The organism is Vreelandella zhuhanensis (genome assembly GCF_009793355.1).
In the GTDB taxonomy this organism is placed as follows: domain Bacteria; phylum Pseudomonadota; class Gammaproteobacteria; order Pseudomonadales; family Halomonadaceae; genus Vreelandella; species Vreelandella zhuhanensis.
In genome coordinates this window covers 419,675-444,616 of the sequence record NZ_WTKP01000001.1, presented here as the reverse complement: position 1 = coordinate 444,616, position 24,942 = coordinate 419,675, and the positions used below count along the sequence as shown (strand labels likewise).

26 protein-coding genes are annotated in these 24,942 nt (G+C 57.8%); 21 read left to right on the top strand and 5 right to left on the bottom strand.

Annotated features, from left to right (window positions below):
* The first annotated feature begins 44 nt into the window (after positions 1-44).
* The 9 genes from GPM19_RS02025 (at position 45) to GPM19_RS01985 (ending at position 9,419) form a co-directional block, all read left to right on the top strand.
* Positions 45-1,640 (top strand): type II and III secretion system protein family protein, encoded by a 1,596-nt coding sequence (locus tag GPM19_RS02025; RefSeq protein WP_202114631.1) that lies wholly within the window; start codon positions 45-47, stop codon positions 1,638-1,640.
* A gap of 175 nt (positions 1,641-1,815) precedes the next feature.
* Positions 1,816-2,055, top strand: a complete 240-nt coding sequence (locus tag GPM19_RS02020; RefSeq protein ID WP_160417186.1) for a hypothetical protein — start codon at positions 1,816-1,818, stop codon at positions 2,053-2,055.
* A 31-nt stretch (positions 2,056-2,086) separates the two neighbouring features.
* Entirely contained in the window at positions 2,087-3,280 is a 1,194-nt protein-coding gene (locus GPM19_RS02015; protein ID WP_227842064.1) for a CpaE/TadZ family protein, read from the top strand.
* A 255-nt stretch (positions 3,281-3,535) separates the two neighbouring features.
* Entirely contained in the window at positions 3,536-4,693 is a 1,158-nt protein-coding gene (locus GPM19_RS02010) for a TadA family conjugal transfer-associated ATPase (RefSeq protein WP_227842062.1), read from the top strand.
* The gene (locus GPM19_RS02005) at positions 4,684-5,682 is read left to right on the top strand and encodes a type II secretion system F family protein (protein ID WP_160417184.1); all 999 of its coding nucleotides are present in this window, start codon (positions 4,684-4,686) and stop codon (positions 5,680-5,682) included. The genes GPM19_RS02010 and GPM19_RS02005 overlap by 10 nt, the downstream gene beginning before the upstream one ends.
* A gap of 12 nt (positions 5,683-5,694) precedes the next feature.
* Positions 5,695-6,669, top strand: a complete 975-nt coding sequence (locus GPM19_RS02000; RefSeq protein ID WP_160417183.1) for a type II secretion system F family protein — start codon at positions 5,695-5,697, stop codon at positions 6,667-6,669.
* 53 nt (positions 6,670-6,722) lie between these two features.
* Complete coding sequence (locus GPM19_RS01995) at positions 6,723-7,664, top strand: tetratricopeptide repeat protein (RefSeq protein ID WP_227842060.1); 942 nt, start codon at positions 6,723-6,725, stop codon at positions 7,662-7,664.
* 22 nt (positions 7,665-7,686) lie between these two features.
* Positions 7,687-8,127 carry a TadE/TadG family type IV pilus assembly protein gene (locus GPM19_RS01990; RefSeq protein ID WP_160417182.1) on the top strand — a complete coding sequence of 147 codons (441 nt, stop codon included), beginning with the start codon at positions 7,687-7,689 and terminating at the stop codon, positions 8,125-8,127.
* 2 nt (positions 8,128-8,129) lie between these two features.
* Positions 8,130-9,419 carry a pilus assembly protein TadG-related protein gene (locus tag GPM19_RS01985; protein ID WP_202114630.1) on the top strand — a complete coding sequence of 430 codons (1,290 nt, stop codon included), beginning with the start codon at positions 8,130-8,132 and terminating at the stop codon, positions 9,417-9,419.
* A gap of 100 nt (positions 9,420-9,519) precedes the next feature.
* Here GPM19_RS01985 and GPM19_RS01980 read toward each other — a convergent pair whose 3' ends face one another.
* Positions 9,520-10,401 carry a helix-turn-helix transcriptional regulator gene (locus tag GPM19_RS01980; RefSeq protein WP_160417181.1) on the bottom strand — a complete coding sequence of 294 codons (882 nt, stop codon included), beginning with the start codon at positions 10,399-10,401 and terminating at the stop codon, positions 9,520-9,522.
* A 478-nt stretch (positions 10,402-10,879) separates the two neighbouring features.
* Here GPM19_RS01980 and GPM19_RS01975 point away from each other — a divergent pair, with 478 nt between their 5' ends.
* Together GPM19_RS01975 and GPM19_RS01970 are read left to right on the top strand one after the other, a co-directional pair.
* Positions 10,880-11,071, top strand: a complete 192-nt coding sequence (locus GPM19_RS01975; RefSeq protein WP_227842058.1) for a winged helix-turn-helix domain-containing protein — start codon at positions 10,880-10,882, stop codon at positions 11,069-11,071.
* Positions 11,072-11,182: 111 nt separating this feature from the next.
* A complete protein-coding gene (locus GPM19_RS01970; RefSeq protein ID WP_160417180.1) occupies positions 11,183-11,635 on the top strand; it encodes a hypothetical protein in 453 nt (150 codons plus the stop codon).
* 79 nt (positions 11,636-11,714) lie between these two features.
* Here the strand turns inward: GPM19_RS01970 and GPM19_RS01965 are convergent, their stop codons facing one another.
* Positions 11,715-12,338 carry an SCO family protein gene (locus tag GPM19_RS01965; protein WP_227842056.1) on the bottom strand — a complete coding sequence of 208 codons (624 nt, stop codon included), beginning with the start codon at positions 12,336-12,338 and terminating at the stop codon, positions 11,715-11,717.
* Positions 12,339-12,512: 174 nt separating this feature from the next.
* Here GPM19_RS01965 and coxB point away from each other — a divergent pair, with 174 nt between their 5' ends.
* From coxB to GPM19_RS01930, 7 genes are all read left to right on the top strand, one after another.
* A complete protein-coding gene (gene coxB / locus GPM19_RS01960; RefSeq protein ID WP_160417179.1) occupies positions 12,513-13,529 on the top strand; it encodes a cytochrome c oxidase subunit II in 1,017 nt (338 codons plus the stop codon).
* Complete coding sequence (gene ctaD / locus GPM19_RS01955) at positions 13,526-15,436, top strand: cytochrome c oxidase subunit I (RefSeq protein WP_160417178.1); 1,911 nt, start codon at positions 13,526-13,528, stop codon at positions 15,434-15,436. Before coxB ends, ctaD begins: the two co-directional genes overlap by 4 nt.
* Complete coding sequence (locus GPM19_RS01950; RefSeq protein WP_160417177.1) at positions 15,436-16,044, top strand: cytochrome c oxidase subunit 3; 609 nt, start codon at positions 15,436-15,438, stop codon at positions 16,042-16,044. The genes ctaD and GPM19_RS01950 overlap by 1 nt, the downstream gene beginning before the upstream one ends.
* 13 nt (positions 16,045-16,057) lie before the next feature.
* Positions 16,058-16,408 (top strand): hypothetical protein, encoded by a 351-nt coding sequence (locus GPM19_RS01945; RefSeq protein ID WP_160417176.1) that lies wholly within the window; start codon positions 16,058-16,060, stop codon positions 16,406-16,408.
* Complete coding sequence (locus GPM19_RS01940) at positions 16,405-16,770, top strand: c-type cytochrome (RefSeq protein ID WP_202114629.1); 366 nt, start codon at positions 16,405-16,407, stop codon at positions 16,768-16,770. Before GPM19_RS01945 ends, GPM19_RS01940 begins: the two co-directional genes overlap by 4 nt.
* Positions 16,767-17,639, top strand: coding sequence for a c-type cytochrome (locus GPM19_RS01935; protein ID WP_160417174.1), 873 nt, complete (start codon positions 16,767-16,769; stop codon positions 17,637-17,639). The genes GPM19_RS01940 and GPM19_RS01935 overlap by 4 nt, the downstream gene beginning before the upstream one ends.
* Positions 17,640-17,835: 196 nt before the next feature.
* Positions 17,836-19,092 carry a dicarboxylate/amino acid:cation symporter gene (locus GPM19_RS01930; RefSeq protein WP_160417173.1) on the top strand — a complete coding sequence of 419 codons (1,257 nt, stop codon included), beginning with the start codon at positions 17,836-17,838 and terminating at the stop codon, positions 19,090-19,092.
* A 96-nt stretch (positions 19,093-19,188) separates the two neighbouring features.
* Here GPM19_RS01930 and GPM19_RS01925 read toward each other — a convergent pair whose 3' ends face one another.
* Both GPM19_RS01925 and GPM19_RS01920 read right to left on the bottom strand, forming a co-directional pair.
* Complete coding sequence (locus GPM19_RS01925) at positions 19,189-20,466, bottom strand: M20/M25/M40 family metallo-hydrolase (RefSeq protein ID WP_160417172.1); 1,278 nt, start codon at positions 20,464-20,466, stop codon at positions 19,189-19,191.
* Positions 20,467-20,696: 230 nt separating this feature from the next.
* Positions 20,697-20,900 (bottom strand): cold-shock protein, encoded by a 204-nt coding sequence (locus tag GPM19_RS01920; protein ID WP_160417171.1) that lies wholly within the window; start codon positions 20,898-20,900, stop codon positions 20,697-20,699.
* 294 nt (positions 20,901-21,194) lie between these two features.
* Here GPM19_RS01920 and GPM19_RS01915 point away from each other — a divergent pair, with 294 nt between their 5' ends.
* Both GPM19_RS01915 and GPM19_RS01910 read left to right on the top strand, forming a co-directional pair.
* Complete coding sequence (locus GPM19_RS01915; protein ID WP_160417170.1) at positions 21,195-23,147, top strand: metallophosphoesterase family protein; 1,953 nt, start codon at positions 21,195-21,197, stop codon at positions 23,145-23,147.
* Between the two features lie 161 nt (positions 23,148-23,308).
* A complete protein-coding gene (locus tag GPM19_RS01910) occupies positions 23,309-23,782 on the top strand; it encodes a DUF2892 domain-containing protein (protein ID WP_202114628.1) in 474 nt (157 codons plus the stop codon).
* A 66-nt stretch (positions 23,783-23,848) separates the two neighbouring features.
* Here GPM19_RS01910 and GPM19_RS15490 read toward each other — a convergent pair whose 3' ends face one another.
* The gene (locus GPM19_RS15490; RefSeq protein WP_264766783.1) at positions 23,849-23,980 is read right to left on the bottom strand and encodes a hypothetical protein; all 132 of its coding nucleotides are present in this window, start codon (positions 23,978-23,980) and stop codon (positions 23,849-23,851) included.
* A 72-nt stretch (positions 23,981-24,052) separates the two neighbouring features.
* Between GPM19_RS15490 and GPM19_RS01905 the strand changes: the two genes are divergently transcribed.
* Positions 24,053-24,937 (top strand): alpha/beta fold hydrolase, encoded by an 885-nt coding sequence (locus tag GPM19_RS01905; protein WP_227842053.1) that lies wholly within the window; start codon positions 24,053-24,055, stop codon positions 24,935-24,937.
* The last annotated feature ends 5 nt before the right edge of the window (positions 24,938-24,942 follow it).

Sequence of the window (24,942 nt, the reverse complement as noted above, 5' to 3'; positions counted from 1 at the left end):
GACTAAGAATAACAGCCCACGAGGCTGAACAGGGGAGCATTACTATGATCATCAATAACAAGCCCAGAGGGCGCCACGGGGCCATGAAGGGGCTGGCCCTGGCGCTGGTGGCAATGCTGGCGGCAGGCTGGGGTATGCAAGTTCCGGCACAGCAGCGACCGGACATGGATAATTCCCGCCGCGTTTCCATGCCGCTGGAGGGCCGCGCAGTGTCGGTGGCCGTGGCGATCAACAAGGGGCAGGTGCTGGAGTTTCCTCGCCCGGTGCGGGTGGTCTCGGTGGGTAACCCCGAGATCGCCGACATCGTGGTGATGGGCTCGCGGCAGCTCTATGTACTGGGCAAATCGATCGGCACCACCAATGTGGTGCTGTGGGACCGCTCCGAGAACCTCCAGGGTACGCTCAACGTCACCGTCACCCACGACCTCGAAACACTCAAGAGCCACCTGCATGAACTGCTGCCTGGCGAGCGTATTCAGGTGCGTTCGGCCCAAGAGGGCATCGTGCTGAGTGGCGAGGTCTCAAGCGCCGCACGGCTGGAAACCGCCATGCGCCTGGCCAATCGCTTCGCCGGCGGCGAGGAAGACACCGTGCTCAACCTGATGCAGGTGGGTGGCGCCCAGCAGGTGATGCTGGATGTCAAGGTGGCGGAGGTATCACGCTCGCTGGTCAAGCGGCTCGAGGCCAATTTCAACGTCTTCAACGTCGGCTCTTCAGCACTGCGGCTCGGTGGGGTCAGCGGCGGGGCCAGCTTCCCGGATGCGATTTTTGATGATTTTGATGGCGTCGGTGGTGGCCGAATGCCGGCTTTCGGCGGTGGCACACCAGTTGGGCCTGTCGTGGATGAGTTTGCACCGGCCACCGCGACCATCGCAGATACCGGCATCTTCGCCAGCTACCAGCGCGCTGACTACCTGCTCAACCTGGTGCTGGACGCGGCGAGCCGCGAAGGGGTGGCCAAAATCCTCGCCGAACCCAATCTCACCACGCTCACCGGCCAACCGGCGCGCTTTCTAGCCGGCGGCGAGTTCCCGATTCCCGTGCCCCAGGGTGATGGCCAGGTGGCCATCGAGCACAAGGAGTTCGGCGTGGGGCTGGGCTTTCTGCCCGTGGTGCTGGATTCCGGCATCATCAACCTCAAGGTGGATGTCTCGGTTTCCAACCTGGTGTCGGCCAACAGCCTTCAGGTGGGGGTGGGAAGCGGTGTAGACACGCAGTTCTTCGTGCCGGCGCTGACCAAGCGCAGTGCCAGCTCCACCTTGGAGCTGGCTTCCGGCCAGACCATCGCCATCGCCGGCATGCTCAACGAGAGCCTGCGCGAGAACGTCTCCAAGCTGCCGGGCCTGGGTGAAGTGCCGGTGCTCGGGGCGCTGTTTCGCAGCCAGGAGTTCATCAAGGAGCAGACGGAGCTGGTGATCTTCGTCACGCCGCGCCTGGCGCGCTCCTTCAATCCCGAGCAGGTGCGCCTGCCCACCGGCTCCTTCGTGCCGCCAAGCGATCTGGAGTTCTATCTGCTGGGAAGCTTCCAGCCCGTCGCGGAGGGTGCCAGCCCGCGGCCGAGGCCTTCGAGTCTCGACCTGGAATTGATGTCAAACCGCGAGGAGGGCGGAACCGAGGGACGCTTTGGCCATGATCTCTGATCGCCCGCAAGTTTCACTACTATATCGACACAGGGTATTACGCCGGCAAAGGCTACGGCCCAGCCAGGGAGAACACACCATGACGAGCTTTGACACGACCAGCGTTGACACGGCCAGAACGACTGCCCCAGTGAGGGGAGCTGCCAAGCGGGTCACGAACCGCGGACTCGGCGGATTGAGCGGATTGAAGGCATTAGGTGTAGTCGCCCTTGCGCTGGCGCTGGCCGGTTGCGCGCCGCGCCCGGGCGCCGACCTGCCACCCTACGGCGACAGTGTGCGCCATACCAAGGCGCTCCAGACCTACGAACCCGGCGACAAGGTGCCGCCGCTGCATGGCGCCAAGGCAGCCGATGCGATGCGCACCTATCGCATTTCGCCAGCCGGGGGCGGTCAGGCACCCAGTTCCACGCAGTGAGCGATTCACTTTTTGATGACAGGCAGGTGACATGATGCGCAAACGGCTCAAGATACTGCTGGCGGGAAGGGGGCAGGAGGAGTTGAAGGCTCTGGAGGCGCTACTATGCAGCCAAGGGGATATAGAGGTGAGTTCACGATTGATGGTCAACGGCAGTGTCGATCCCTTGGAAGAAGTATCGTCCCTGCCCGATGCCCTGGTGCTGCTGGTGGGCGAATCTCAGTGGGAGGCCGAGTTGACCGCGCTCTGCGAGCGCCCGGCCAGCGAGCGCCCGCCACTGATGGTGGTGGGACCCAAGGGCAACGTGGAACTGATTCGCCTGGCCATGCGCGCCGGTGCCCGCGACTTCTTCTCGCCGCCCATCGACGACAGCGAGATCATCCAGTTCCTGCATGAACTGACTCGCGATCGTCCGGTGGAGCCGGGGCGAGCGGCCCGTACCACGGCGGTGATCAATGCCAAGGGTGGCTCCGGTGCCAGCCTGGTGGCGGCCAACCTGGCCCACCGCCTGGCCCACAATGGGCACAACACGGTGCTGGTCGATATGGACATTCAGTTCGGCTCTTTGCCGCTCTACTTCAACGTGGTGCCAGAACATGGTCTGGTACGGGCGCTGGAGTCCGCCGACAGCCTCGATGTCCTGGCGCTGGAAGCCTACCTGCAGCGCCACGTAAGCGGCCTGGCGCTGCTCGCCTCGTCGCCGGGCGATAATCTGGGGCTCGGCGAGGTACCCGAATCGAAGGTCGAGCAGCTGCTGCAGGTGTTGGGAAGCGCCAACGAGGAAGTCGTGGTCGACCTGCCGCGCTGGCTCAACGGCGCTACCGCCTGCGTGCTGGAGCGCGCCGACAATATACTGATAGTGATGCAGCAAAGTGTGGCTCACCTGCACGATGCCCAGCGCCTGCGCGACATCATTGTCCACGAGCTGATGATTCCCGCCTCGCGGATCAGCGTGGTGGTCAACCGCTTCGAGAAGAGAAGCGACATCGGCCTTGGTGCGATCGGCGATGCCCTGCCGGGACTGACGCTGCGCACACTGCCCAATGATTTCAAGCGTGCCAGCCAGAGCATCAATATGGGTAGCCCGCTGCGCGACCTTGCCCCCAAGGCACCGCTGACACGCCAGCTCAAGGCACTTGCCGAGGCGCTGGAGGCCCCATCGCCGAGCGCTGAACCCGTCAGGAAGCGCTCATTCCTGGGCTGGGCCCTGCCGGCGAGGCACTAGCAGGACCACGAATCATCCATCAGGTCATCCATCAGGAGAACTGCCATGAACCTGCACGAGCGCACGACACCGCAAACCGATGGCGAACTGCGCGCCAGCTGGGCCAGCCGCGGCGCCGGGCGGCTGTCCCAGGAAGAGCAGGAGTACAAGCAGCAGCTTTTCCGCAAGCTGGTCAAGGTGATGGACCTCACCCTGCTGAGCAGCCTGGCTGAGCGCGAGGCTCGCCAGCAGGTGCAGCAGGTGTGCGAGTCGCTGATGAGCAAGGACACGCTGCCGTTCAACGCCGGGACGCGTCAGCGTATCGTCACCGAGCTACAGGATGAGGTGTTGGGCCTGGGTCCGCTGGAGACGCTGCTCGCCGACAAGACGATTTCGGACATCCTGGTCAACGGCACCACGCCCATCTACGTTGAGCGCCGCGGCAAGCTGGAGCAGACAGCGCTGCGCTTCGACAGCGATGCGCATTTGATGAGCATTATCGATCGCATCGTCTCCGGTGTCGGCCGGCGTATCGACGAGTCCTCGCCCATGGTGGATGCGCGACTCAAGGACGGTTCGCGGGTCAATGCGGTGATTGCGCCGCTAGCCATCGACGGTCCCATGCTCTCCATTCGTCGCTTCGCCGTGGAAACCCTGGGTGTCGACAGCCTGATCGATTACGGCAGCCTCTCACCGGAGATTGCCCAGTTGATGGAGAAGGTGGTCAAGGCGCGGCTCAACGTACTGGTCTCCGGCGGCACCGGCGCCGGCAAGACGACGCTGCTCAATGTGCTCTCGAGCTTCATTCCCCACAACGAGCGCATCGTCACCATCGAGGACTCGGCGGAGCTGCAGCTCCAGCAGCCCCACGTGGGCCGCCTGGAAACACGCCCGCCCAATATCGAGGGCAAGGGTGAAATCAGCCAGCGCGACCTGGTGCGCAACAGCCTGCGCATGCGCCCCGATCGCATCGTGGTGGGCGAGGTGCGCGGCGGTGAAGCCTTCGACATGTTGCAGGCCATGAACACCGGCCACGACGGCTCGCTTACCACCGTCCACGCCAATACCCCGCGCGATGCCCTCACGCGCATCGAGAACATGGTGGCCATGAGCGGCTACCAGCTGCCGCCTCAGGCGCTGCGCTCACAGATCGTTTCGGCCATCGACGTGGTGGTGCAGATCGAGCGCCAGGAGGATGGCGTGCGCCGCCTGGTCAGCGTGCAGGAGGTCAACGGCCAGGAGGGCGATGTCATTACCATGTCGGAGATCTTCCGCTTCGAGCGTGAAGGCCTCGATGCCGAGGGCAAGGTGGTGGGCCGTTACCTGGCTACCGGCGTGGTGCCGGGCTTCCACGACCTACTCAAGCGCCGTGGGCTCGACCCGGGCCTGGAGATCTTCCAGAACACCGGAGGAGGCCAACGGCCATGGATCTGAGCAGCCTGCTGGATATCGAGATCTCCGACCGGGCGATCGTCATCGGCATGGTGTTTATCGCCGTCTTCCTGCTGATGCAGAGCTTTCTGGTACCGGCCTTCGGCGAGAACCGCCAGGCGCAAAAGCGCCTAAAGAAACGCCTGCGGGCGATCTCCAGTGAGGGTCAGCAGAGCAGCGGCTCGTTAATTCAGAGCAAGTACCTGAGGAAGCTGTCGCCCCTGGAGCGGATGCTGGAGCGCCTACCCGGCATGGAGCGCCTGCATCAGCTTATCGAACAGGCTGGGCAGGAAATACCTGCCTATCGCGTGGTGCTCTACTCGGTCTGCCTGGGAGGCATCAGCGGGGTGGCAGGCTATCTCTTGTTGCCTCAGCCCATGCTGGGCGTGCTGCTGGGATTGGCCGTGGCGGCGTTTCCCTTCATGCGCCTGCTGCGTGCGCGCAAGCGCCGCCTGGCTCGTTTCGAGGAGCAGCTGCCCGATGCGCTGATCATCATGGCCCGGGCCTTGCGTGCCGGGCATCCTTTCAGCGATGCCATGCACCTGGTAGCCGAGGAGCTGGCCGAGCCCATCGCCGGTGAGTTTCGCATCGCTTTCATGGAGATCAACTACGGCGGCGACGTGCGCGGCGCACTATTAGGACTGTTGCGGCGCGTGCAGAGCGTGACGGTGATGATCTTCGTTACTTCTGTACTGATCCAGAAGGAAACCGGCGGCAACTTGGCCGAGCTGCTCGATAACCTGGCCGCCGTGGTACGTGATCGCTTTCGTTTTCAGCGCAAGGTGCGCACCCTCTCGGCCGAGGGGCGAATGGCCGGATGGATTCTCTCGCTACTGCCGTTCGGCATGGGGGGAATCCTTACGCTGATCAATCCGGATTTCATACCCATGCTGACCCAGGATGCCTTGGGTCGGCAGTTGGTAATCGCGGCTTTCGTGATGGTGGTCATCGGGATTCTATGGCTGCGCAAGATCGTGCGCGTCGAGGTGTAAGGAGGAAACGCAATGGAAATACTCCTGGTATGGCTTCAGCCACTGAATGACTGGCTGGAAAACCCTGCAGCGGCACAGATGGGCTTTGCCGCTCTGCTCGGGCTGGCCATCTTTACCCTCCTTATTGCGCTTACCATGGTGGTGATGGGTGCCTCTGATCCGTTGCGCCGGCGGCTGCGCAGCCTGGAGGTGAGCGGCAGCGATGGCACGGCAAGTACGGAATCGGGTCTGCATGAATGGCTCGGACCCATGGGCGAGCGGCTGGTGCCCACCAAGGAGGAAACTCGCAGCCGCATCGCTCAGGAATTGCGCCGAGCCGGCAAGCGTTCTCCTGGCGCGATCAACCTCTTCTTCGGTGTGCGCCTGTTGCTCACGGTGGTGCCACCCTTGGTGATGTTGCTGGTGCTACCTTTCCTGCGTATTCCGCTCAACGTCGGGGCCTTGCTGATTGCATGCCTGGCGATAGCGGGCTATCTACTGCCGCGCTTCTGGCTGGAGCGGGCCATCAAGCAGCGCTCAAAGTTGCTCAGCCGCGGCCTGCCCGATGCCCTCGACCTGCTGGTGGTGTGCAGCGAGGCGGGGTTGGGCCTAGGGGCGGCCATCCAGCGCGTTGCCCGCGACCTGGAGATCAGTCACCCGGAGCTGGCTGATGAGTTGCACCTTTACACCCTTCAGATGCGTGCCGGCATGGACAACAGAACAGCACTGCGCGACCTGGAAGAGCGCACCGGGGTCGATGACATTCGCGGTCTGGTGACCACCCTGCTGCAGAGCATGCGCTTCGGCAGCAGCATCGCCATGACGTTGAGACTTTTCGCCGTGGAGTTGCGCGACAAGCGCACCCAGCAGGCCGAGGAGCGGGCCGCCAAGGTCAGTACCAAGATGCTCTTTCCCCTGATTTTCTGCATCCTGCCGAGCTTCATGCTGGTGACTCTGGGGCCGCCGATACTTGGTGTGATCGCTGCGTTCTCGCGGAATGGGTTGTGATTTTCAAGTGATCATTGCCATGGCGGGGTGAGTACTTAAGGAGTTATACGATAATGAATAAAATTAACAAAGCGGGCTGTGCTGTTCTTCTGATGACCTTGGGGCTCAGTGGCTGTGCGACGACCAACCAGCAGACAGGCTCGGATCCCTACGCGGCATTGGGCAGTGGTGGCTCCTCGGTGGAGTACAGCACGGCTTTCCCCGTGGCCTCGCCAGAAGAGGCCTACCGCAACGGGGCTGCGGCGCTGCGCGCTCGAGACCCCGACCGGGCGCTCTTCGAGTACCTGCGAGGGTTGCGCATGGAAAGAACGCCCAAGGCCGACCCGCTTTATCGTGTAGGGATTATTCATCACGGTCGGGGCAATCATGATCTGGCCGAGAAGGCCTACCTCTGGGCGCTGGAGATCGACGGCAGCCACGTGGGCGCCCGCACGGCGTTGGGGGTTGCCCTGCTTGAGCAACAAGCCTTCGACGCCGCCGAGCAGCAGCTGCAGCCACTGGTTTCACGGGGCAGCGCTCCTTGGCAGGCGTACAACGCTATGGGGGTGATTGCCGATATGCGCGGTGAGTACACGCTGGCACAGAGCCATTATGAGAAAGCGCTGGAGGCAAGCCCCGGCACCCCGCTGGTACTCAACAACCTGGGCTACTCGCGGTATCTGGCGGGTGACTGGGAAGAGGCCCGCCGGGCGCTGCGCCGTGCGGTGGGCGTCAACCCCGGCTATGAACTGGCCTGGCGCAATCTTGGCCTGGTCTATGCCCGAGGAGGCGACTTCGAAACCGCGGTCGAGGCGGTGGCGCGCAACGGCGATCGGGCCAAGGCGTACAACGACATCGGCTATATCTCGATGCTGGAAGGTCGCTATAACGACGCCATGGGTTTCTTCGAGGAGGCGATGCGGCTCTCGCCGGCGTACTACGTTACCGCCAGCCAGAATGCCCAGAATCTGGATAGTCTGATGCGGCGCAACGGTAATAAGCTGTCTATCAACTAGTGCACAGAGGGGAGGGGCGGTCATGAAAAGGATACGGTCGTTACACAAGCAGCAAGGGGCAGAAACAGTCGAATTCGCCATAACATCAATTCTGCTGTTTATCATCCTCTTCGGAATTATCGAGTTCAGCGTGGCGCTTTACGACAAGGCCGTTTTGACCAATGCCAGCCGGGAAGGGACCAGGGAAGGGATCCTCTTCAAGCCCGGACCCCGGGATCTGACGGCGGAAGACGCCGCCATAGAACAGGCGATTCGCGACTACGCCGAGCAGTACTTGATTTCTCTGGGTGGCCCTGCAGAAATGACGATTGATATTTTACGATCCGATACCAGCATGTCACCTGGAAGTGAGGTGATCGTTACTGTTGATTACCCCTACCGTTTTCTTCTCTTGCCGGGATTTGTTGGTACCTTGGGCGGCATTATTGAGATACAGGCTATAACCAGCATGCGAGCGGAATAAACATGAAAACTTACAACCATAACGTAAGGAATAACCGCTTGGGGGGAAGCAAACATCAGCGAGGTGTATCGACGGTGCTGGTGGCTGTATCTCTTCTCGTGCTGTTGGGTTTTGCAGCGTTGGCGATCGATGTTGGCAATCTCTATGTAGCGCGAAATGAGTTACATAATGCCGCGGATGCGGGTTCCTTGGCAGGTGCGCGGTTTCTCTATTGCGAGGACGGTAGCAGTGTCAATGACGGGACCTGTGTCGAAGCAATATCCAGCGCCGATCAGATCGCAACTACAGCGGCACAAGCCAACCAGAGCCAGAACAGCACGGTTGAAGTCATCAGCGCGCGGCGGGGCCACTGGAGTTTCACTACCCGAGAATTTACGGCCAGCTCTTTGACAACGCCACCTGATTTGACCCAGTCAACCGCAGACTTGGATCTGGATCTCAACTTTATCAATGCTGTTGAAGTCGTCTCGGCGCGCCAGCAAACACCTGTAGAAACCTTCTTTGCCCGTGTCCTAGGTATTGACGACGTTGACGTCATGGCTCGCTCGGTCGCCTATATAGGCTTTGCCGGGGCGCTTCGCCCCGAAGATGTCGACCAGCCGATTGCCATGTGTCGCCAGGCCCTGCTTGACGGTGACTCATACTCCTGTGACGTGGGGCGCTTCATTCCCGAGGGAGACCAAACCGGTGGCTGGACGAATTTCGAGCATGACGATAGCGGTGCGACGAATGCCAATGACCTCAAGGAGCTGATTTGTGGCGATGGCAACCCTAATGAGTTGCGCTTTGGAGAGGATATCGCCACCAACAACGGTCAGGTTCAGGCGGCTTTTCAAGCGCTATACGATTGCTGGGTCGAGGAAACCGACAAGGAACGCCTGTGGAGTTTGACACTGCCGGTCGTGGATTGTGAGGAGGGTATCGCGCCGAGTAATCCGCTGGTGGGTGCGGTAAACCTGAACATTGCCTGGATCGTCGATCAAAGTAATAAGATCGACGACGATGCCCCCTTGCAAATGGAGTTGCCCCCGGAAGATAGCGATGGGATCTCTCCCGGTACCTGGAGCAACGCTGATCCCGATGGCGTGACGCGTTGGGATGATTTTGTCGAAACTATGAATTTGCGAGACTCCGACGATAGCCTGGCCTATTGGGCTTCCGAACCTCAAGAAAGTGGCTGGCGGCAAAAAACCATCTACTTCCTGCCCAGCTGCAGCTATCACGAGCCCAAGGGCCAGACGGGTGGCGAGAACTTCGGCATCCTGGCACAGATACCGGTACTGGTGGATTGACCAGCAGGCAGATATGACTGTTTAGCAGAACGCCGGCGGAGTCTTGCTCCGCCGGCGTTCCTTTTGTTTAAGCCTTTTCGCGTCGCTTGGATGCTTGCTCTCAGGGGATGAGCGATTTCAGCAGAGGGGAAAGGTCGGGCAGTGCTGTTGGTGGGGCGGGAAATTCGGCCCTCGCCCGTGCGGTTGCCAATTCGGTGGCCTCCAGCCGGTAACGGGAAGGGGGTTTGCCGACATAGCGCTGGAAGGTACGTGTGAAGTAGGAGAGATCGCGAAAGCCTACCGTGAAGCAGACGTCGGTAATTGAGACCTTGGGGTTGGCCAGCAGCCGCATCGCCTCGCTGATGCGCCGGTGCAGCAGGTATTCCTGAAAGGTGATGCTGGTCAACCGCTTGAAGAAACGACTGAATTGAAATCCGCTCAGCCCACAGAGTTCGGCGACCTCGCCCTGGGTGATCTTGCTGTGAAGGTTCTGGTCGATGAAGGAGATGGCGCGCTGCAGACGCGCTTGCTCGTCGCCAAGTCCCGAGCAATGGAGTCGTGCCTCTGGCGGGATGTGATTCTTGACCTCGACAACAGCGCGCTGGAGTGCCTTGGCTTTTTCCGGCAGGCGCATGCTGTAGAGCGTGCCCAACACTTCAAGGAAACGCGTCATCTCGAAGGGTTGGACGAAGTAGTCCCATACCCTGGCACGAAAAGCCCAGACCGCGAGGGACTCGGAATGGGCCTGGGTGACCATCAGCAGGGGAATGGAGGGAAATGCCTGCTTGGTTTCACGCAGGCTGGCGAGACCGTCGAGGTCCGGATAATCGTACTGGAAGCAGGCGGCGATGGGCGGCCTGGCTTTCATCAATGGAAGCGGATCCTGTCCGGGGGCAACGATCTCGAGGTGGTATCCCTGCCGTTTCAGGGCATCATGGTATCCATCTTCGATCGGTTCCTGCAGGGTTCGCAATACTATTAGCATGTAGTTATGAGCGATCATGAATGTTCCCCCTGTGCTCACGCTGTCGCTGTACGGCAGGGTGAATAATGCCTTGCTCAGCATAGTACCAACACGCATCTGTGCGACATTTCTTTAATTTTTTTAACATTGATGTGTAAAATGGAAACTTTTCTTTTTATTTCAAATGCTTGGAATAAAAGTGTTACGCCGGAAAACCCCAATGTTGAGAGCAAGCTCACTCATTATAGTGTAACCATCCTGACAAGTAGTGTAGACGCCTTGACAAAAAACATGCGGTATCTGATAAGAAAGCGTGAAAATAAAGTGTGGAAAAGCTGCTTTATATAGACTTATGTATCTAGATTGGCCGATATTTCACGTAATATAACAATACGGTTAGCTTGAATTTGCATGAAAGCTGCCTGGACTGCCTGGAGCGACACAACCCAGCGTCATCAAGCTTTCGTTGTCTCCCGTGGTCTGGCTTAGGACGCCAGTCAGCGCATCCAGTCATGGGATGGGCAGTCTAGCGGTTGTTGAACTATGTAAGGCAGTGTCCCGCAGTGAGCTTTTGCAGCATGTCTGGGGCACTAGTTATCAGGGAGGCAGCAACGTGGTCGACGCCGTTGAGCGTACCTTGCGCCGCAAACTTGGCAGCCAGGCTGCGCGGATCGAGACGCTGACCGGCGTGGGTTATCGGCTGCGATGATCGATTATCGTCTAACATGATTTGTGTGCTTTCTTTATCAATGCCTGTGAAGAAAGCAAGGGGTTAAAACTGATTCATTCGCTTAGCTTGAAGGGCTAGAAGGAGAACATTGTGTTCAGGACGATATTTATCTCAGCGGCGATAACCACAGCGCTCGCCGGTGCTGCTCCCGTCCTTGCGCAGCAGGACAGCCAAGGTGATTACAGTACTCAAGGAGGAGAGCAAAACTCTCAAGGTGTAACGCAAGATGCCGAAAGCTGGGATCATGAGCCAGGGCGCGAAAGCCGCAATCCAGGCCCTGATATTAGCGAGGAGGCCGAGTCGCAGCTTGAAGGCTCTCGTGATGGAATGTCGCAAGACACTGAAAGCTGGGATCATGAGCCAGGGCGCGAAAGCCGCAATCCAGGCCCTGATATTCAAGACGAAGCCGAGTCGCAGCTGGAAAGGTCTCGAGAAGGGGTAACGCAAGATGCTGAAAGCTGGGATCATGAGCCAGGACGCGAAAGCCGCAATCCAGGCCCCGATCTTGGGGAGGAAAATGAGCCGCAAACTGAAATCCAATAAGTGACATCTATGCTCAGTAGTACCTTGAAGGCTCAGCCGAGCTCTATAAAAGGCGCGCAGAATAACTATGCGCGCCTTTTTATTGGGTGCTTAGCAGCTGGCGTAGATCGGCAAGCACGGCGTCTCTTGGATCACTTTCTCGCATCAGTAGCTGCGCCTCTCCGTCACGATTGAAGGCAAAAACCGCACTTGAGTGCGACACATCGTAGTTGCCGGCATCGTCCTTGGCTCCATAGCCGTAGGTAACGCGATAGCGGCGCGTCAGTGTTTCCAGCTGAGCCTTCTCACCGGTAAGGCCGATGAATTCAGGGCCAAAGGACTCGGTATATTCGCGTAATGTCTCAGGGTCGTCTCGGTCCGGATCCACTGAAACAAACAGTACGCGCAGGTCATCGCGCAGCTCTTTCTCCAGCTCTTTCTCCAGCTCTTCTTCCAGTTCATTCGAGACTGACGCAAGGTTGGCGAGCGTCGTCGGGCAAATATCCGGACAGTGGGTGAAGCCGAAAAACAGCAGGGTGATTCGGTTTTGATAATCTGCAGCACTGACCGTTTCTCCTTGCTCGTTGGTAAGCTCGAATTCAAGCGGGGACATGAGCCCGGAGATATCCTTGGTCTGCCAGCTTGGCTCGGAGCAGCCGCCAAGCAACATGATCCCCGCGAGCAATAGAAATTTTCTACCCCTTTGTCGGCTAGTTCGCCACATCTTCTGTTCTCCTATCACCTTGGGTAATCGGGTAGCCAGTGGAAAGCATAGTCAGTGGCAAGCATAGCAATATGCCGAGAAAGGCACGCCATGGCTGGATTAGCATTCTTGGCTAGACTGACATCATAGCGTATCGACACATGCGCCTTTTTATACGCCGAAAATGGAAAGGGAATGATTCCAGGGACGCGCTCAAGGGCCATCGTAATACTGGGGGCTGGCATTGCCACACTGCTATCTGGCTGTTCCGGTTCGCAGTCGGCTCTCAATCCTGCAGGGTCGGCGGCCGACCTGATCGCGAGGCTGTGGTGGCCGACCCTGGTCGTTGCCAGCCTCGTCACAATGCTGGTGCTCGCACTGCTGCTGGTGGCCATCTTTCGCGCCCACAAGAAAGGCGCCGCTCTTCCGCTCAGTGCGCGTCAGAGCCGTAATCTGGTGATCGCCTGCGGGATCATTCTCCCGCTTGCAGCGACCATCCCCTTTGCCCTATCCAGCTTTTCCATCGGGCGCGAGATTGATGCTCCGCTTCCCGATGGCGCCCTGACCGTGGAGGTGGTGGGAAAACTGTGGTGGTGGGAGGTGCATTACCTGGACGAAACGGGAGGCCGAATCGCCACGACCGCCAACGAAATCCATATCCCCGTGAATGAACCGGTTCGGTTCTTGCTGAAGTCGGACAATGTGATCCACAGCTTCTGGGTGCCCAACCTTCAGGGCAAGACGGACATGATGCCAGGCCGTACGAATGTGACCTCGGTGACGGCGAACCAGCCCGGCATTTACCGTGGGCAGTGCGCAGAGTACTGCGGTACACAACACGCCCTGATGGCGTTCTTGCTGGTCGCCGAGGAGCCGGAAGCATTCGAGGCTTGGCTGGAGGGTCAGCGACAACCGGCTATGGAGCCGGCAACGGCTCAAGAAATGCTTGGGCGTGAGGTGTTTCTAAACGAGGATTGCGCTGACTGTCATGCCATTCGCGGCACATCGGCAGAGGGGCAGGACGGCCCGGACCTGACGCATATTGCCAGCCGTCGGACGTTGGCCGCAGCCACGACTCCCAATCGTATCGGCCATCTCGGCGGCTGGATCACCGATCCTCAGCACATCAAGCCCGGCAATCAGATGCCGTCGACCGAATTGTCGCCAGCTAATCTACAGGCACTACTTAGCTACTTGGGGAGCCTGGAATGACCCTCCATAAAGCCGCCGAGCAGCGCGACATCATCGATTCGCCGGAGGAAACGGCACATCTGGCCAGAACATGGTATTCGCCTCGTGGGTTTCCCGGCTGGTTTACCCAGGTCAACCAGCGAATGATTGGTAAACGCTTCATCATCACTGCCTTCATCTTCTTTCTGCTGGCAGGGATTCTAGGCTTGCTGATGCGGCTCCAGCTGGCCGCACCCGAGCAACAGCTTCTCGGGCCGGAGCTCTACAATCAGTTTTTTACCATGCACGGGACGGTGATGATGTTTTTCTTCGCCATTCCGGTCATGGAAGGCGTTGCGATCTACATCGTGCCGCTGATGGTCGGTACCCGCGACATGGCTTTTCCCCGGCTCAATGCCTTCGGTTATTACGTTTACCTGATTGGCGGGATTGTGCTGTTCGGGTCGCTATTGCTGGGCATGGCACCGAATGCCGGTTGGTTCAATTATGTGCCCTTGGCGGGAAAGCTCTATTCGCCCGGCTATGGGGTGGATGTCTGGACCACCATGATCACCTTTATCGAGGTCTCGGCGTTGACGGCGGCAGTGGAGCTGATCGTGACCATTCTGCGAATGCGCGCGCCGGGCATGTCGCTGAACCGTATGCCGCTGTTCGTCTGGGCGGCACTGGTGATGTCTTTCATGATCGTGTTCGCCATGCCCGCGGTGATCGTCAGTAGTACCTTGCTGATTCTCGACCGCTTGGTGGATACCCAGTTCTTTATTGTCGAAAGCGGCGGGGAGCCGCTGTTGTGGCAGCATCTTTTCTGGTATTTCGGGCATCCGGAGGTCTACATCATTTTAGTGCCGGCACTGGGCATGATCTCGACAATCATTATCACCTTTACCGGACGTCCGATTTTCGGCTACACGGCGCTGGTGCTCTCGGTGGTAGCGATCGGCTTCGTGAGTTTCGGCCTGTGGGTGCATCATATGTTCACCACCGGTTTGCCGCAGCTCGGCATGAGTTTCTTTACCGCCGCCAGTGCGATGATTGCGATTCCCAGCGGGGTGCAGATATTTTGTTGGATCGCCTCCTTGTGGGGGGCCAAGATTCGTTTTCACACCCCTATGTTATGGGTGCTGGGTTTCTTCGCCATCTTTGTTATCGGCGGGCTTACTGGGGTGATGGTCGCCTCGATTCCCTTCGATACCCAAGTCCATGACACCTTCTTCGTGGTCGCGCATTTCCACTATGTGTTGATCGGTGGGGCCGTGTTTCCATTGATCGGGGCGGTTTATTACTGGTGGCCCAAGATTATTGGGCGAATGATGAACGAGACGGCGGGAAAGTGGAGCTTTTGGCTGGCGTTTATCGGTTTCAACATCACTTTTTTCCCCATGCATCAATTGGGACTCGAAGGCATGCCGCGCCGTATTTACACCTATGCCGACGAGATGGGGTGGGGGGATCTCAATATGCTGGCGACGATTGGTGCTCTGGTATTGGCTGTCGGTTTTGGCATTACGCTGGTCAACGCGATCTGGAGTGTGTCTCGCGGCCGTCCGGCAGGCACGAATCCGTGGAATGCCCCTACGCTGGAGTGGGCTACCGAATCACCGCCAGCATCCTACAACTTCCGCCATATTCCCGTCGTGGAAAGCCGCTGGCCGTTGTGGGACTGGCAGAGGCAAGATGAGCGCCGGGTGGTCACGGGGTTGCGCAACGACCGCCGAGAAGTGGTGCTGACAAGCGTGCTGGATGCTAGTCCAGTGGGCGTGCAGGTATTGCCTGGACCCAGCATCTGGCCGTTTGCCTCGGCGGTGGCCGCCTCCACGGGTTTTATCGGCATCATCTTTCATCCAATCTTCTTTGTGATTGGATTTTTTCTGGTGTTCTTCAGTCTGGTCGCCTGGTTCTGGCCTAGGCGGCCTTGGAGGAATGACTGATGCGCGTACTCGAAGCCGTCGACGTGTCGGGCATGAGCCGTTTCAATCCGGATCGGCGGGCGCCGTTGTGGTGGGGGATTCTGGGCCTGATCACCATCGAGTCGGCCGTCGTCCTGACGTTTTGCGTCAGTTATCTTTATCTGGCGGCCTATGCCGAGACTTGGCCACCGACAGGAAAGGTGCCTCCGATACTTTGGCCGAGTATTAACCTGGGGCTACTGTTGCTCAGCAGCTTCACCATGTATCTGGCCGGACAGGGAATCAACCGTGGTGACAAGCGGGTTCTAGCGATCGGGGTCACTACCAGCGTGTTGCTGGCCACGGTTGTGTTAGTGCTGCGTTCGCTGGAGCTCATGGCTTACGAGTTCAGCTGGAAAGATCATGCCTACGGTTCGATCGTCTGGGCCATCTCCGTTTTTCACTATGTTCACGTAACCTCCATCGTGGTGGGTAGTGCGGTGGTCGCCATCCTGGCATGGCGTGGCTACTTCACCAGGGAGCGGCAGATCGGCGTCGTGGTGGATACCAATTATTGGTACTTCGTGTGCATCGCCTGGATTCCGTTTTACCTACTACTCTATTGGGTGCCTCGTCTTTATGTCGGCTAAAGCGCGAAAAGGAGTGACTCGCCATCCCTTGCGGTTATGGACCGGCTGGGTAGTCGGGATCATCGCTTGGACATTGCACCTGATCGCAAGTTACCTCCTGGTGTCATGGGTATGTGCCACAGGCAATTACTGGGCATTGCATGGCGTGACATTAGCGACCCTGGCGATGAGTGTCGCCGGGGGATGGGTGGCCTGGCGGCAGTGGAGCGAGGTCGGACGACAGTGGCCGGACGCTGGCGACCCCCAGGCCCAGACATCAAGGATACGTTTCATGGCAGTGGGAGGCTTGATGATAAGTGGGCTATCGGCACTGCTCATCGTGGCCGAAGGCATCCCCAATTTTTTCTTGAGTGCATGCCTATGACGACGAAACCTGCTTTTTCTGTTTTGCTCATGCCCTTGTTCTTCGCCGTGGGCTGTAACGAGAGCGAGGTGATGTCGCTGCCGGGTGACCCGGCGAAAGGCAAGATGGCAATTGCCGCCTACGGCTGTGGGAGTTGCCACGCCATCCCCGGTATTCTGGGAGCGAATGGCCGTACAGGCCCGCCTCTTGAGCGTATCGCCGAACGCACTTATCTGGCGGGGGTGCTGCCGAACACACCCGAACAGATGATGCGCTGGATACGCATCCCTGAAGCGATAGATCCGCTTACGGCCATGCCGAACATGGACGTAAGCGTAAACGACGCACGCGATATCACTGCTTATCTGTACACACTGAAATGAATGATCGAGTCCCTAAGCGTTTAGTCGCCCGGGCCCGCCATCGCCTAGTGGTCCGTCTCACCATCATCGGAGTGGCAGTAGCCATCGCCATGGTGGCAGGTGCGGCTACGTTCGTGTTTTGGGGAGCTTATAATGTCTCTGCATTGCAACAACACACCGAGCCCGTTTATACCTTGCTCAATACGGCCTTGAATCGTTCCATTCGTCAGCGGGCCGAAGACATTGAAGTGCCGCCTCTGGACGATCCGGCAATGGCCGAGCAGGGGCTGCGTTATTATCGGGAAAAATGCGTGCAATGCCACGGCGCCCCTGGTATCAGCCGGGACGACGTGGGTAAGGGCATGACGCCTGTTCCTTCCAATCTGGCCCATACGGCGCGCAGCCGGAGCCCTGCTGAAATCTTCTGGACCATTAAACACGGTATCAAGATGACCGGTATGCCGAGCTGGCAGTTCATCTTCACCGACGCGGAAATCTGGGAAATCGTGGCTTTTCTCATGCAAATGCCAAGGCTTTCTCCGGCCGACTACCAGGCATGGGTTGCCGAGGTGAAAAAGGCAAGCACATCCGCGACGCCGCCGGTCTCTACACCTGACCCTGAGCGCGGCCGACTGGCAATGTACGGCTATGCCTGTATCGCCTGCCACCGGATTCCGGGCTTGGTCGGGCCGCAGGTCGATGTCGGCCCGCCGTTGGAAGGCATTGGCGAGCGCCGTTACATTGCTGGTGTGTTGACGAATAATTTCGACAACATGGTGCACTGGCTCCAGCACCCCACCGAGGTGGACCCCCTTACAGCCATGCCGGATCTAGGCGTTACCGAACAGGATGCGATGAATATCGCAGCCTATTTGAGCTTATTGGATTGAACATACGTCTATCCCTACTGCCACTTCCATCGCTGAAGCCCACTCAGTCGCGCATAAAGCAGCCAAACAAAAAGGCATCGTCATGCAGAGATATAACAATGGATTATTGCGTTTAATTTGCGTTTTTTTCTGTATAATCGCGCCCCTTCATTAATATGACCTATGTGAAAACATAATTACAGAAAGGGGTATCTCCTTGACCAATCGACCAGAAAACGCCAACGGTAACTTGTGGCGACGTATTCCTTTGTGGCAAAAAATCCTCGCCGGCCTCGTGCTGGGTATTCTGGCGGGTGCCTTGATGGGAGAAAACGCCAGCGTCTTCAAGCCTATCGGCGATATCTTCATCAGTGCCATCAAGATGCTGATCGTGCCCTTGGTGTTCTCCACCTTGGTGGTAGGCATCACGGCAATGCGCGATCCGCAGAAAATGGGGCGTATCGGCGTTCGCACCATCGGGCTTTATCTAGTCACTACCGCTTTTGCGATTTCCATTGGTCTGCTCGCCTCGCTGATCTTCCAGCCTGGCGTAGGCCTAGAGATGAGCTTCGAGTCCGATGTGCAAGCCAGTGAAGCGCCTAGCCTGATTGAAATTCTGGTGGGCCTGGTGCCGCAGAACCCAATCGATGCTCTCGCCAAGGGAAACATCCTCCAGATCATTGTTTTTGCCATTGGTTTAGGCATTTCCTTGACGTTGATTGGAGAGAAGGGCGAGCCGGTCATTCGTGTTTTTGAAAGCTTCGCCGAGGCTATGTACAAGCTGACCAGCTTCGTCATGGCGCTCGCGCCGTTCGGCGTGTTCGGCCTGATTGCACATGTCTCCGGCAGTTACGGGCTCGAAGTATTGTTGCCGCTGGCCAAGGTCATCGGCGTGGCTTATTTGGCCAGCGTGCTGCACGTATTGGTGGTTTATACCGGTTTGCTGTCATTGATCGGCCGGCTCAATCCGGTGCGTTACTTGCAAGGGATTCTCGATGCTCTGGTTGTCGCCTATTCGTCGGCTTCATCCTCGGGCACGCTGCCGGTCTCTCTGCGCTGTGCCCAGAAGAACCTTGGTGTCTCGGAAGGCGTGGCCGGTTTCGTGTTGCCGGTGGGTGCCACCATCAACATGGACGGCACCGCTATCTATCAGGGCGTGGTGGCGGTATTTATCGCCCAGTTGCTGGGCGTCGATTTGAGCCTCATGGATTACGGGATGATCATTCTCACCGGTACCTTGGCGTCCATCGGGACCGCCGGTGTCCCCGGTGCAGGTCTGATCATGCTGTCCATCGTGATGGCACAGATCGGATTGCCGCTGGAAGCGATTGCGGTGATTGCGGGTATCGACCGTATCCTGGATATGGCACGTACCAGTGTGAACGTGGCGGGTGATCTGATGGTCACCACTCTGGTCGCCAAGAGCGAAGGCGAACTCGACGAAACGATTTACAACGCCCGTCACAAGAGCTGAACCCACGCCAGCAGCACCGGTGCAAGGCCGGTGCTGCTTTTCTTTTTACTGATTTTCTTACTGATTCCTGACCGATGTCATCGCCCGGCAAGCGTTTTAGGCGCTGGGCGGTTTCGTTTCCGCATCCGTTTCGTCTTTTTCCGGCTTGGCCGACCCTTGGTGTTGCAGGGTTCCGGCCTGGTCCAGGCGTGGGTGGTTGTCCAGAAATTCACGCTGAAGGTCGGGCAGGGCATCCAAGGCCTGGAGGGTATATGTCAGCGCGTGAACGGCTGCCAGTACGTCCTGAGTATTGCCGGTTTCGGAGATGGTGTGCATGTTGCGGATCGGGAAGCCAATGGATGTGGCGGCGCAATCCACTGCGGCCAATACCCCGGCCATGCCATCGGTGCCGGTATCCGGGCCCACCATGTCGCGCTGCATGGGAATGTCGTACTTCTTGGCGGTAGTCTCGATGATCCGGTTCAATTGCTCGCTGGCGATAGAGCCCACCGCCATGGTGAAGCCTTTGCCCATTTCCAGCGGCTGCATGCGCTTGTCACCAATGCCGGGTGCCGCCACATAATCGTGGTTTACATCCACCCCTATCACCACATCCGGCTTGAGTTCACCGGCTAACACGCGGCTACCGAAGCGGCCAATCTCCTCATAGCTTGCGATGGCGAAGAGGACGCGTACCTGTTGCGTGCCGCCTGCCTCGGCGATCAGACGCGCCACTTCGGTGGTGACAAAGCAACCCAGACCGTTATCCAGATAGGCACCATAGAAAGTGTCGGGGCTGAAGCCCGGGCGGATGGGGCGGTCCAGAATGATGGAGTCACCCGGGCGAACGCCGAGGTTCAATATCTGTTGTTTCTTGTTCTCTCCATGAATCTGCAGATCCAGGTAGATCTGTTCTTTCTTGATACCTTTATCACCCGCGCGAACCGACGGGTCGGCAAAGTGAATGGCGCCCAAGGCCTCCACCGTACCGCCTTCGATCACCCGGTAGCTGCCGGGTTGTTCCGGGTCTTCGCTGAATAGCTTGACCTCGTGGCCGACAAGCACGGTCGGCAGAAAAGAATCGGTGTTGATCCAGATCTTGCCGTCTTCGCCGATGCTGCGTACCTGCATGCGAATCTTGTCTGCATGACCGATGAGCATCACTTTGAACAGGTCGTCGCGATCCGGATGAGTATCCAGTACCACGCCGGCGCTTCCCTTGTACTGGTGCATGTGCCAGTCCTTGGGCGCGAAGGTCTCGAAATAAGGTTTGAGCACGCCGTAAGTCATGGCGCCTTCCAGGCCAACCGGGCTTGGGGCATCCAGAATGCTGCGCATCAGATTGAACTGTTGCTTCGGCATCGGTTGAGTCCAGGGCTTTTTCGCTTCGCTCATTGGGCTTACTCTTTTCGTTGATTCAGGAATAACTAGACGTTAATAACTATGCGTTCAGTTTGCCAGATTGCAATGGGGTCTGGGAGACCCGAAGGCGGTGCGCACCGTTTGAGCAGTTACTGTTTGGCAAGCAGGCACAAATTGGCAAGCAGGCACAAAAAAACCAGGCCCGCATAAGCGGGCCTGGTTTTTCGAAGCCTTTCGGCTCGAAGCTCGTAACTAAATGCTAGTTAGGCGAGCTGGATGTTTGAAGCCTGGAGGCCTTTTTTACCTTGGGTCACGTCAAAAGAAACGTTTTGACCGTCTTGCAAGGATTTGAAGCCTTCGGCTTGAATTTCTGAGAAGTGAGCGAACAGATCGTCGCCGCCGTCAGAAGGAGTAATGAAGCCGAAACCTTTAGCGTCGTTAAACCACTTAACTGTGCCAGTTGCCATGTGATAATTCCTTTGCGCTTAGCGCTGTATACAAGTTGCCGGGTTTTGCCCCGAAAAGTGTAGCGGGTAAAACAAGGGGATATGACCAGGCCACCGAAAGAATCGACTACAACTGACAATATTCACTTCTTGCTAACCAACTGCAAGTGATAGTCCCACATCTGTGGGGTGATGTCAACTTTATTGAAAGAGGACCTGACGCTGTCTCGCTGATAAGCTCTGGCTCAGTGCCAAGGCCGGTTGTTGGCCTGAGTGTTTGCCGTGCCGCCATGACATGAATAGGACAGGTCGTAAATGACATCTACCGATTTCGATTCCTCTCATGAACCGTTGCCTGACGTATTAGTGGGTCCCTTATTAAGACGCATAACGCCACAACGCCTGTTGATTTGGCTGGTGGGCTCATGTGCTCTTGAGCTTAGTTTGCTGTTGCAACCTGCGGGAAAGCCTCCGCGCCGGTTGAATCTCAACGCCGAGCGGCTCAGGCGCCTACCGCTTGGCCGCCATGCCTGGTTGCATTTGATAGATGTAAGCTTGGCAACTCCCTTGCCCACCGGGGTTCGTATCGATTATGACCTGAAAATCATTAATGCCGAGGGCGAAACCGGCATTGCCGACTGGGCGCCACATTTGCTCCAGCAAGGCGCTGGTTACCCGGGCTTCGTGATCGCGGAGCAGCATCATCGCTTACTGCATGGCTCTTGCCGTAAGCCACATTACGATGGCCCGGATGGCCTGGTGAGAGCCGATACCTGGTTGGCCGAGCGGCGCGCCACGCCAAGTGAATGGCCCGCTTGGCTATTGATGAGTGGTGACCAGATCTACGCCGATGATGTGGCAGGCCCCATGCTGGTTGCCATTCATGCGCTGATCCAACGCCTGGAACTGTTCGACGAACCTTTGGCTGGCGCCACGGTTGCTGATAGCCAGGCACTGTATAACGCTGCTGCCACCTATTATCATCGCGAAGCGTTGCTGCCCGATGCCGAGAGCAGTGCGGCCTTGCGTGAACGGTTTTTCGGCGGAGTGCGCAAGCCCGTCTTTACCTCGGCGAATGCACATAATCACTTGATCACCTTCGCCGAAGTCATCGCCATGTACCTCTTGGTATGGTCGCCGACGCCTTGGCAGCTGATCAATGTGTCCGAGCCATCGCTCAATGAAAGCGATCTCGGGTTATTCAAGCAAGAACGGGCAATCATTGAACGCTTCGTAGAAGGCTTACCTGCCTGTGCTCGGCTGCTGGCACACTTGCCGACCCTGATGATATTTGATGATCATGATATTACTGATGATTGGAATCTTACCCCGGACTGGGAAAATACAGCCTATGGTCATCCATTTTCGAAACGGATTATCGGTAACGCTCTAATGGGCTATCTGCTCTGCCAAGGGTGGGGAAATGCCCCGGACCGACTCGCTGAACCGATAAATCAATTAACTCCCTTGCTGGAGCAAGCAAGAGACGAAAAGGGTTGGCTGCCTGGGCTAGCGCATGACGAGCATATCCAGCGACTGCTGGAGTTCCAAGGCTGGGATTACCAAGTGGCGGGGACACCGTTGTTGCTGGTGCTCGATACCCGCACTCGGCGTTGGCGCAGTGAAAATAACCTGGGGCATCCTTCAGGGTTGATGGACTGGGAGTCTCTGACTGAATTACAGCACGCCATGCTGGATGCGCCCTCGGTGATCATTGTGTCGCCGGCCCCCATGTTCGGGGTCAAGTTGATCGAAACGATCCAGAAGATGTTTACCTTGGCTGGAAAGCCGCTACTGGTAGATGCCGAAAACTGGATGGCACATCGCGGCGCCGCAAATGTGATGCTCAATATCTTTCGCCACGCCCGTACCCCAGGTAACTATGTGATCCTTTCCGGGGATGTGCACTATTCCTTTGCCTATGATATTTACTTTCGCCGTTTGCGTGAGAAGGGACCCCGGCTTTGGCAGATTACCTCCAGCGGTATCAAGAACGCCTTCCCGGAGACACTGCTTGATTGGTTCGATCGGCTCAATCGCTGGCTTTACGCGCCTTGGTCACCGCTTAACTGGTTCACAAAACGCCGACGCCTGGAAATTCACCCCCGCGACCCTGATCGAGCAAGAGCTGGCGAGCGCCTGTGGAATGGTTCGGGCATCGGGCTGGTGGATTTTGACGAACAAGGGCGCCCGAGCCATATCCGTCAACTCGATGCCCGGGGCTTCGATGTAGATTTTCCTGTCCCAAAGCGCAATCCGCATAAATGAGGCCGGACACGCTGAGCACGTTGCGCCATCCCCTTCTATAGTGAAATGGCTATCGCCATTTACATGGGGAAAGTTTCAAGGAAAGTTCCGCACAAGCCGATTGGCGGTAGGTAGAAGGAAGCCTGTTATCACCGCCATTATGGATCAATAAGGAGGACACCATGTTGCCGTCCACGACGTCTCGGGTAGAGCGTAATACCGCTGCAAGCGTCAACCGGGAAATTCAGCAGAGAACAGAAGAAAATATAGCCTATTTCGCTGAAAATCCTCATAAAATAGAACTGAGGCTCCATGAGCTCGAACAAGAATGGGACATAGAACGCACGCTTGAAGCCAATGCATCCACGCTCAATCTGGTGGGCATCACCTTGGCCGCCGCGGGCTACCGACGTTGGTTAATACTACCCGCCGCTGTCTCGGGATTCTTGCTGCAACATGCATTGCAGGGGTGGTGTCCACCTATTGTGATCCTGCGAAAGCGAGGCATTCGAACCTCCTCGGAAATTGATCTTGAGCGCTATGCGCTAAAGGCGTTACGCGGTGATTTCGGCGGACTGGAAGATACCACGGCGTTGAGTACCGAGGAGCGGGTGCGAAAAGTGCTCGTGGCCTTGGGCAATAAAACGACTTTTTAAGCGCTGTCTTTAAGAGGCATTTCCCACAGGCCATTTCCAGCTGTTAGCCAGTCTCTTCCATGGCGCCTAGCGTGCCAGCCACAAGCCGACCACAATGGCGCTGGTCACCGCAATCAGGAAAACCAGGTTACGGACGCGGGTATCGCGGTGTTTTTTCATGGGAGGTACCGGTGGCGAAGGGATATATTGGCTGCGCATGGTAACGCTTTCAGGCTGGTTTCGTCACCTTGAGGCCGTATACTGAAAATTTTGCAACCGGATAGCATGCTGATGATGTCGTTTCCCGAGCCCCTCCCACTTACCCTCTGTCAGGGGCGTTTGGCGGCACTTGCCTGGGGTGATCCCCAGGCACCCGTTTGGCTGGCGCTTCACGGCTGGCTGGATAATGCCGCCAGCTTTTCTCGTCTGGCCCCCCGATTGGCTACCCGGCTTGGGGTGCGTATCGTCGCCCTCGACTTTCGTGGTCATGGGCTTTCCCAACCGGCCCCCGAAGGGTCTGATTACGCTCTTTGGGACTATTGCCACGATCTGTTGGATGCCATGGAGGAGCTAGGCGTAGCGCGTGTGCCACTTCTGGCGCATTCCATGGGCGCAGCAGTCGCTTGCCTGATTGCCGCAGCCTTTCCTGAACGCACCGAAAAACTGGTATTGCTCGATGGGTTGGGTGCATTGAGCACGCCGGCGACAGACACCCCTGCGCAGTTACGCAAAGGGCTTGTCTCCCATCGACGCCCGCTGTCTCTCCCTCCGCATTACCTTGATCTTGATACCGCGATTGCCGCGCGTGTCGCCGGCGGTGTCACGCCTATCGACTTTGATACCGCAGCACCTCTGGTCAAGCGTAATCTGGTGGTAGAAGACGCCGGCGGTGTCAGGCTGCGTTCCGATAGCCGATTGCTCAAGCCGTCGTTGGTACGTTTCAGCCCAGAGCAGGTGAATGGACTATTGGCAGCAATTGCCTGTCCAGTACTGTTGATCGAAGGTGATAGCGGTATTTTGGGAGAGCGCGAATCAGCGCAACAGGCACGCCGAGTGGTCACTCGCTTGACCCGCCACGTGATGAAGGGCGGCCATCACCTACACTTGGAAAAAGGGATAGTCGATGCGGTCATGGAAGTGATCGAAGCCGATCATCAGGCGACATTGCCGACGTGAAGCGT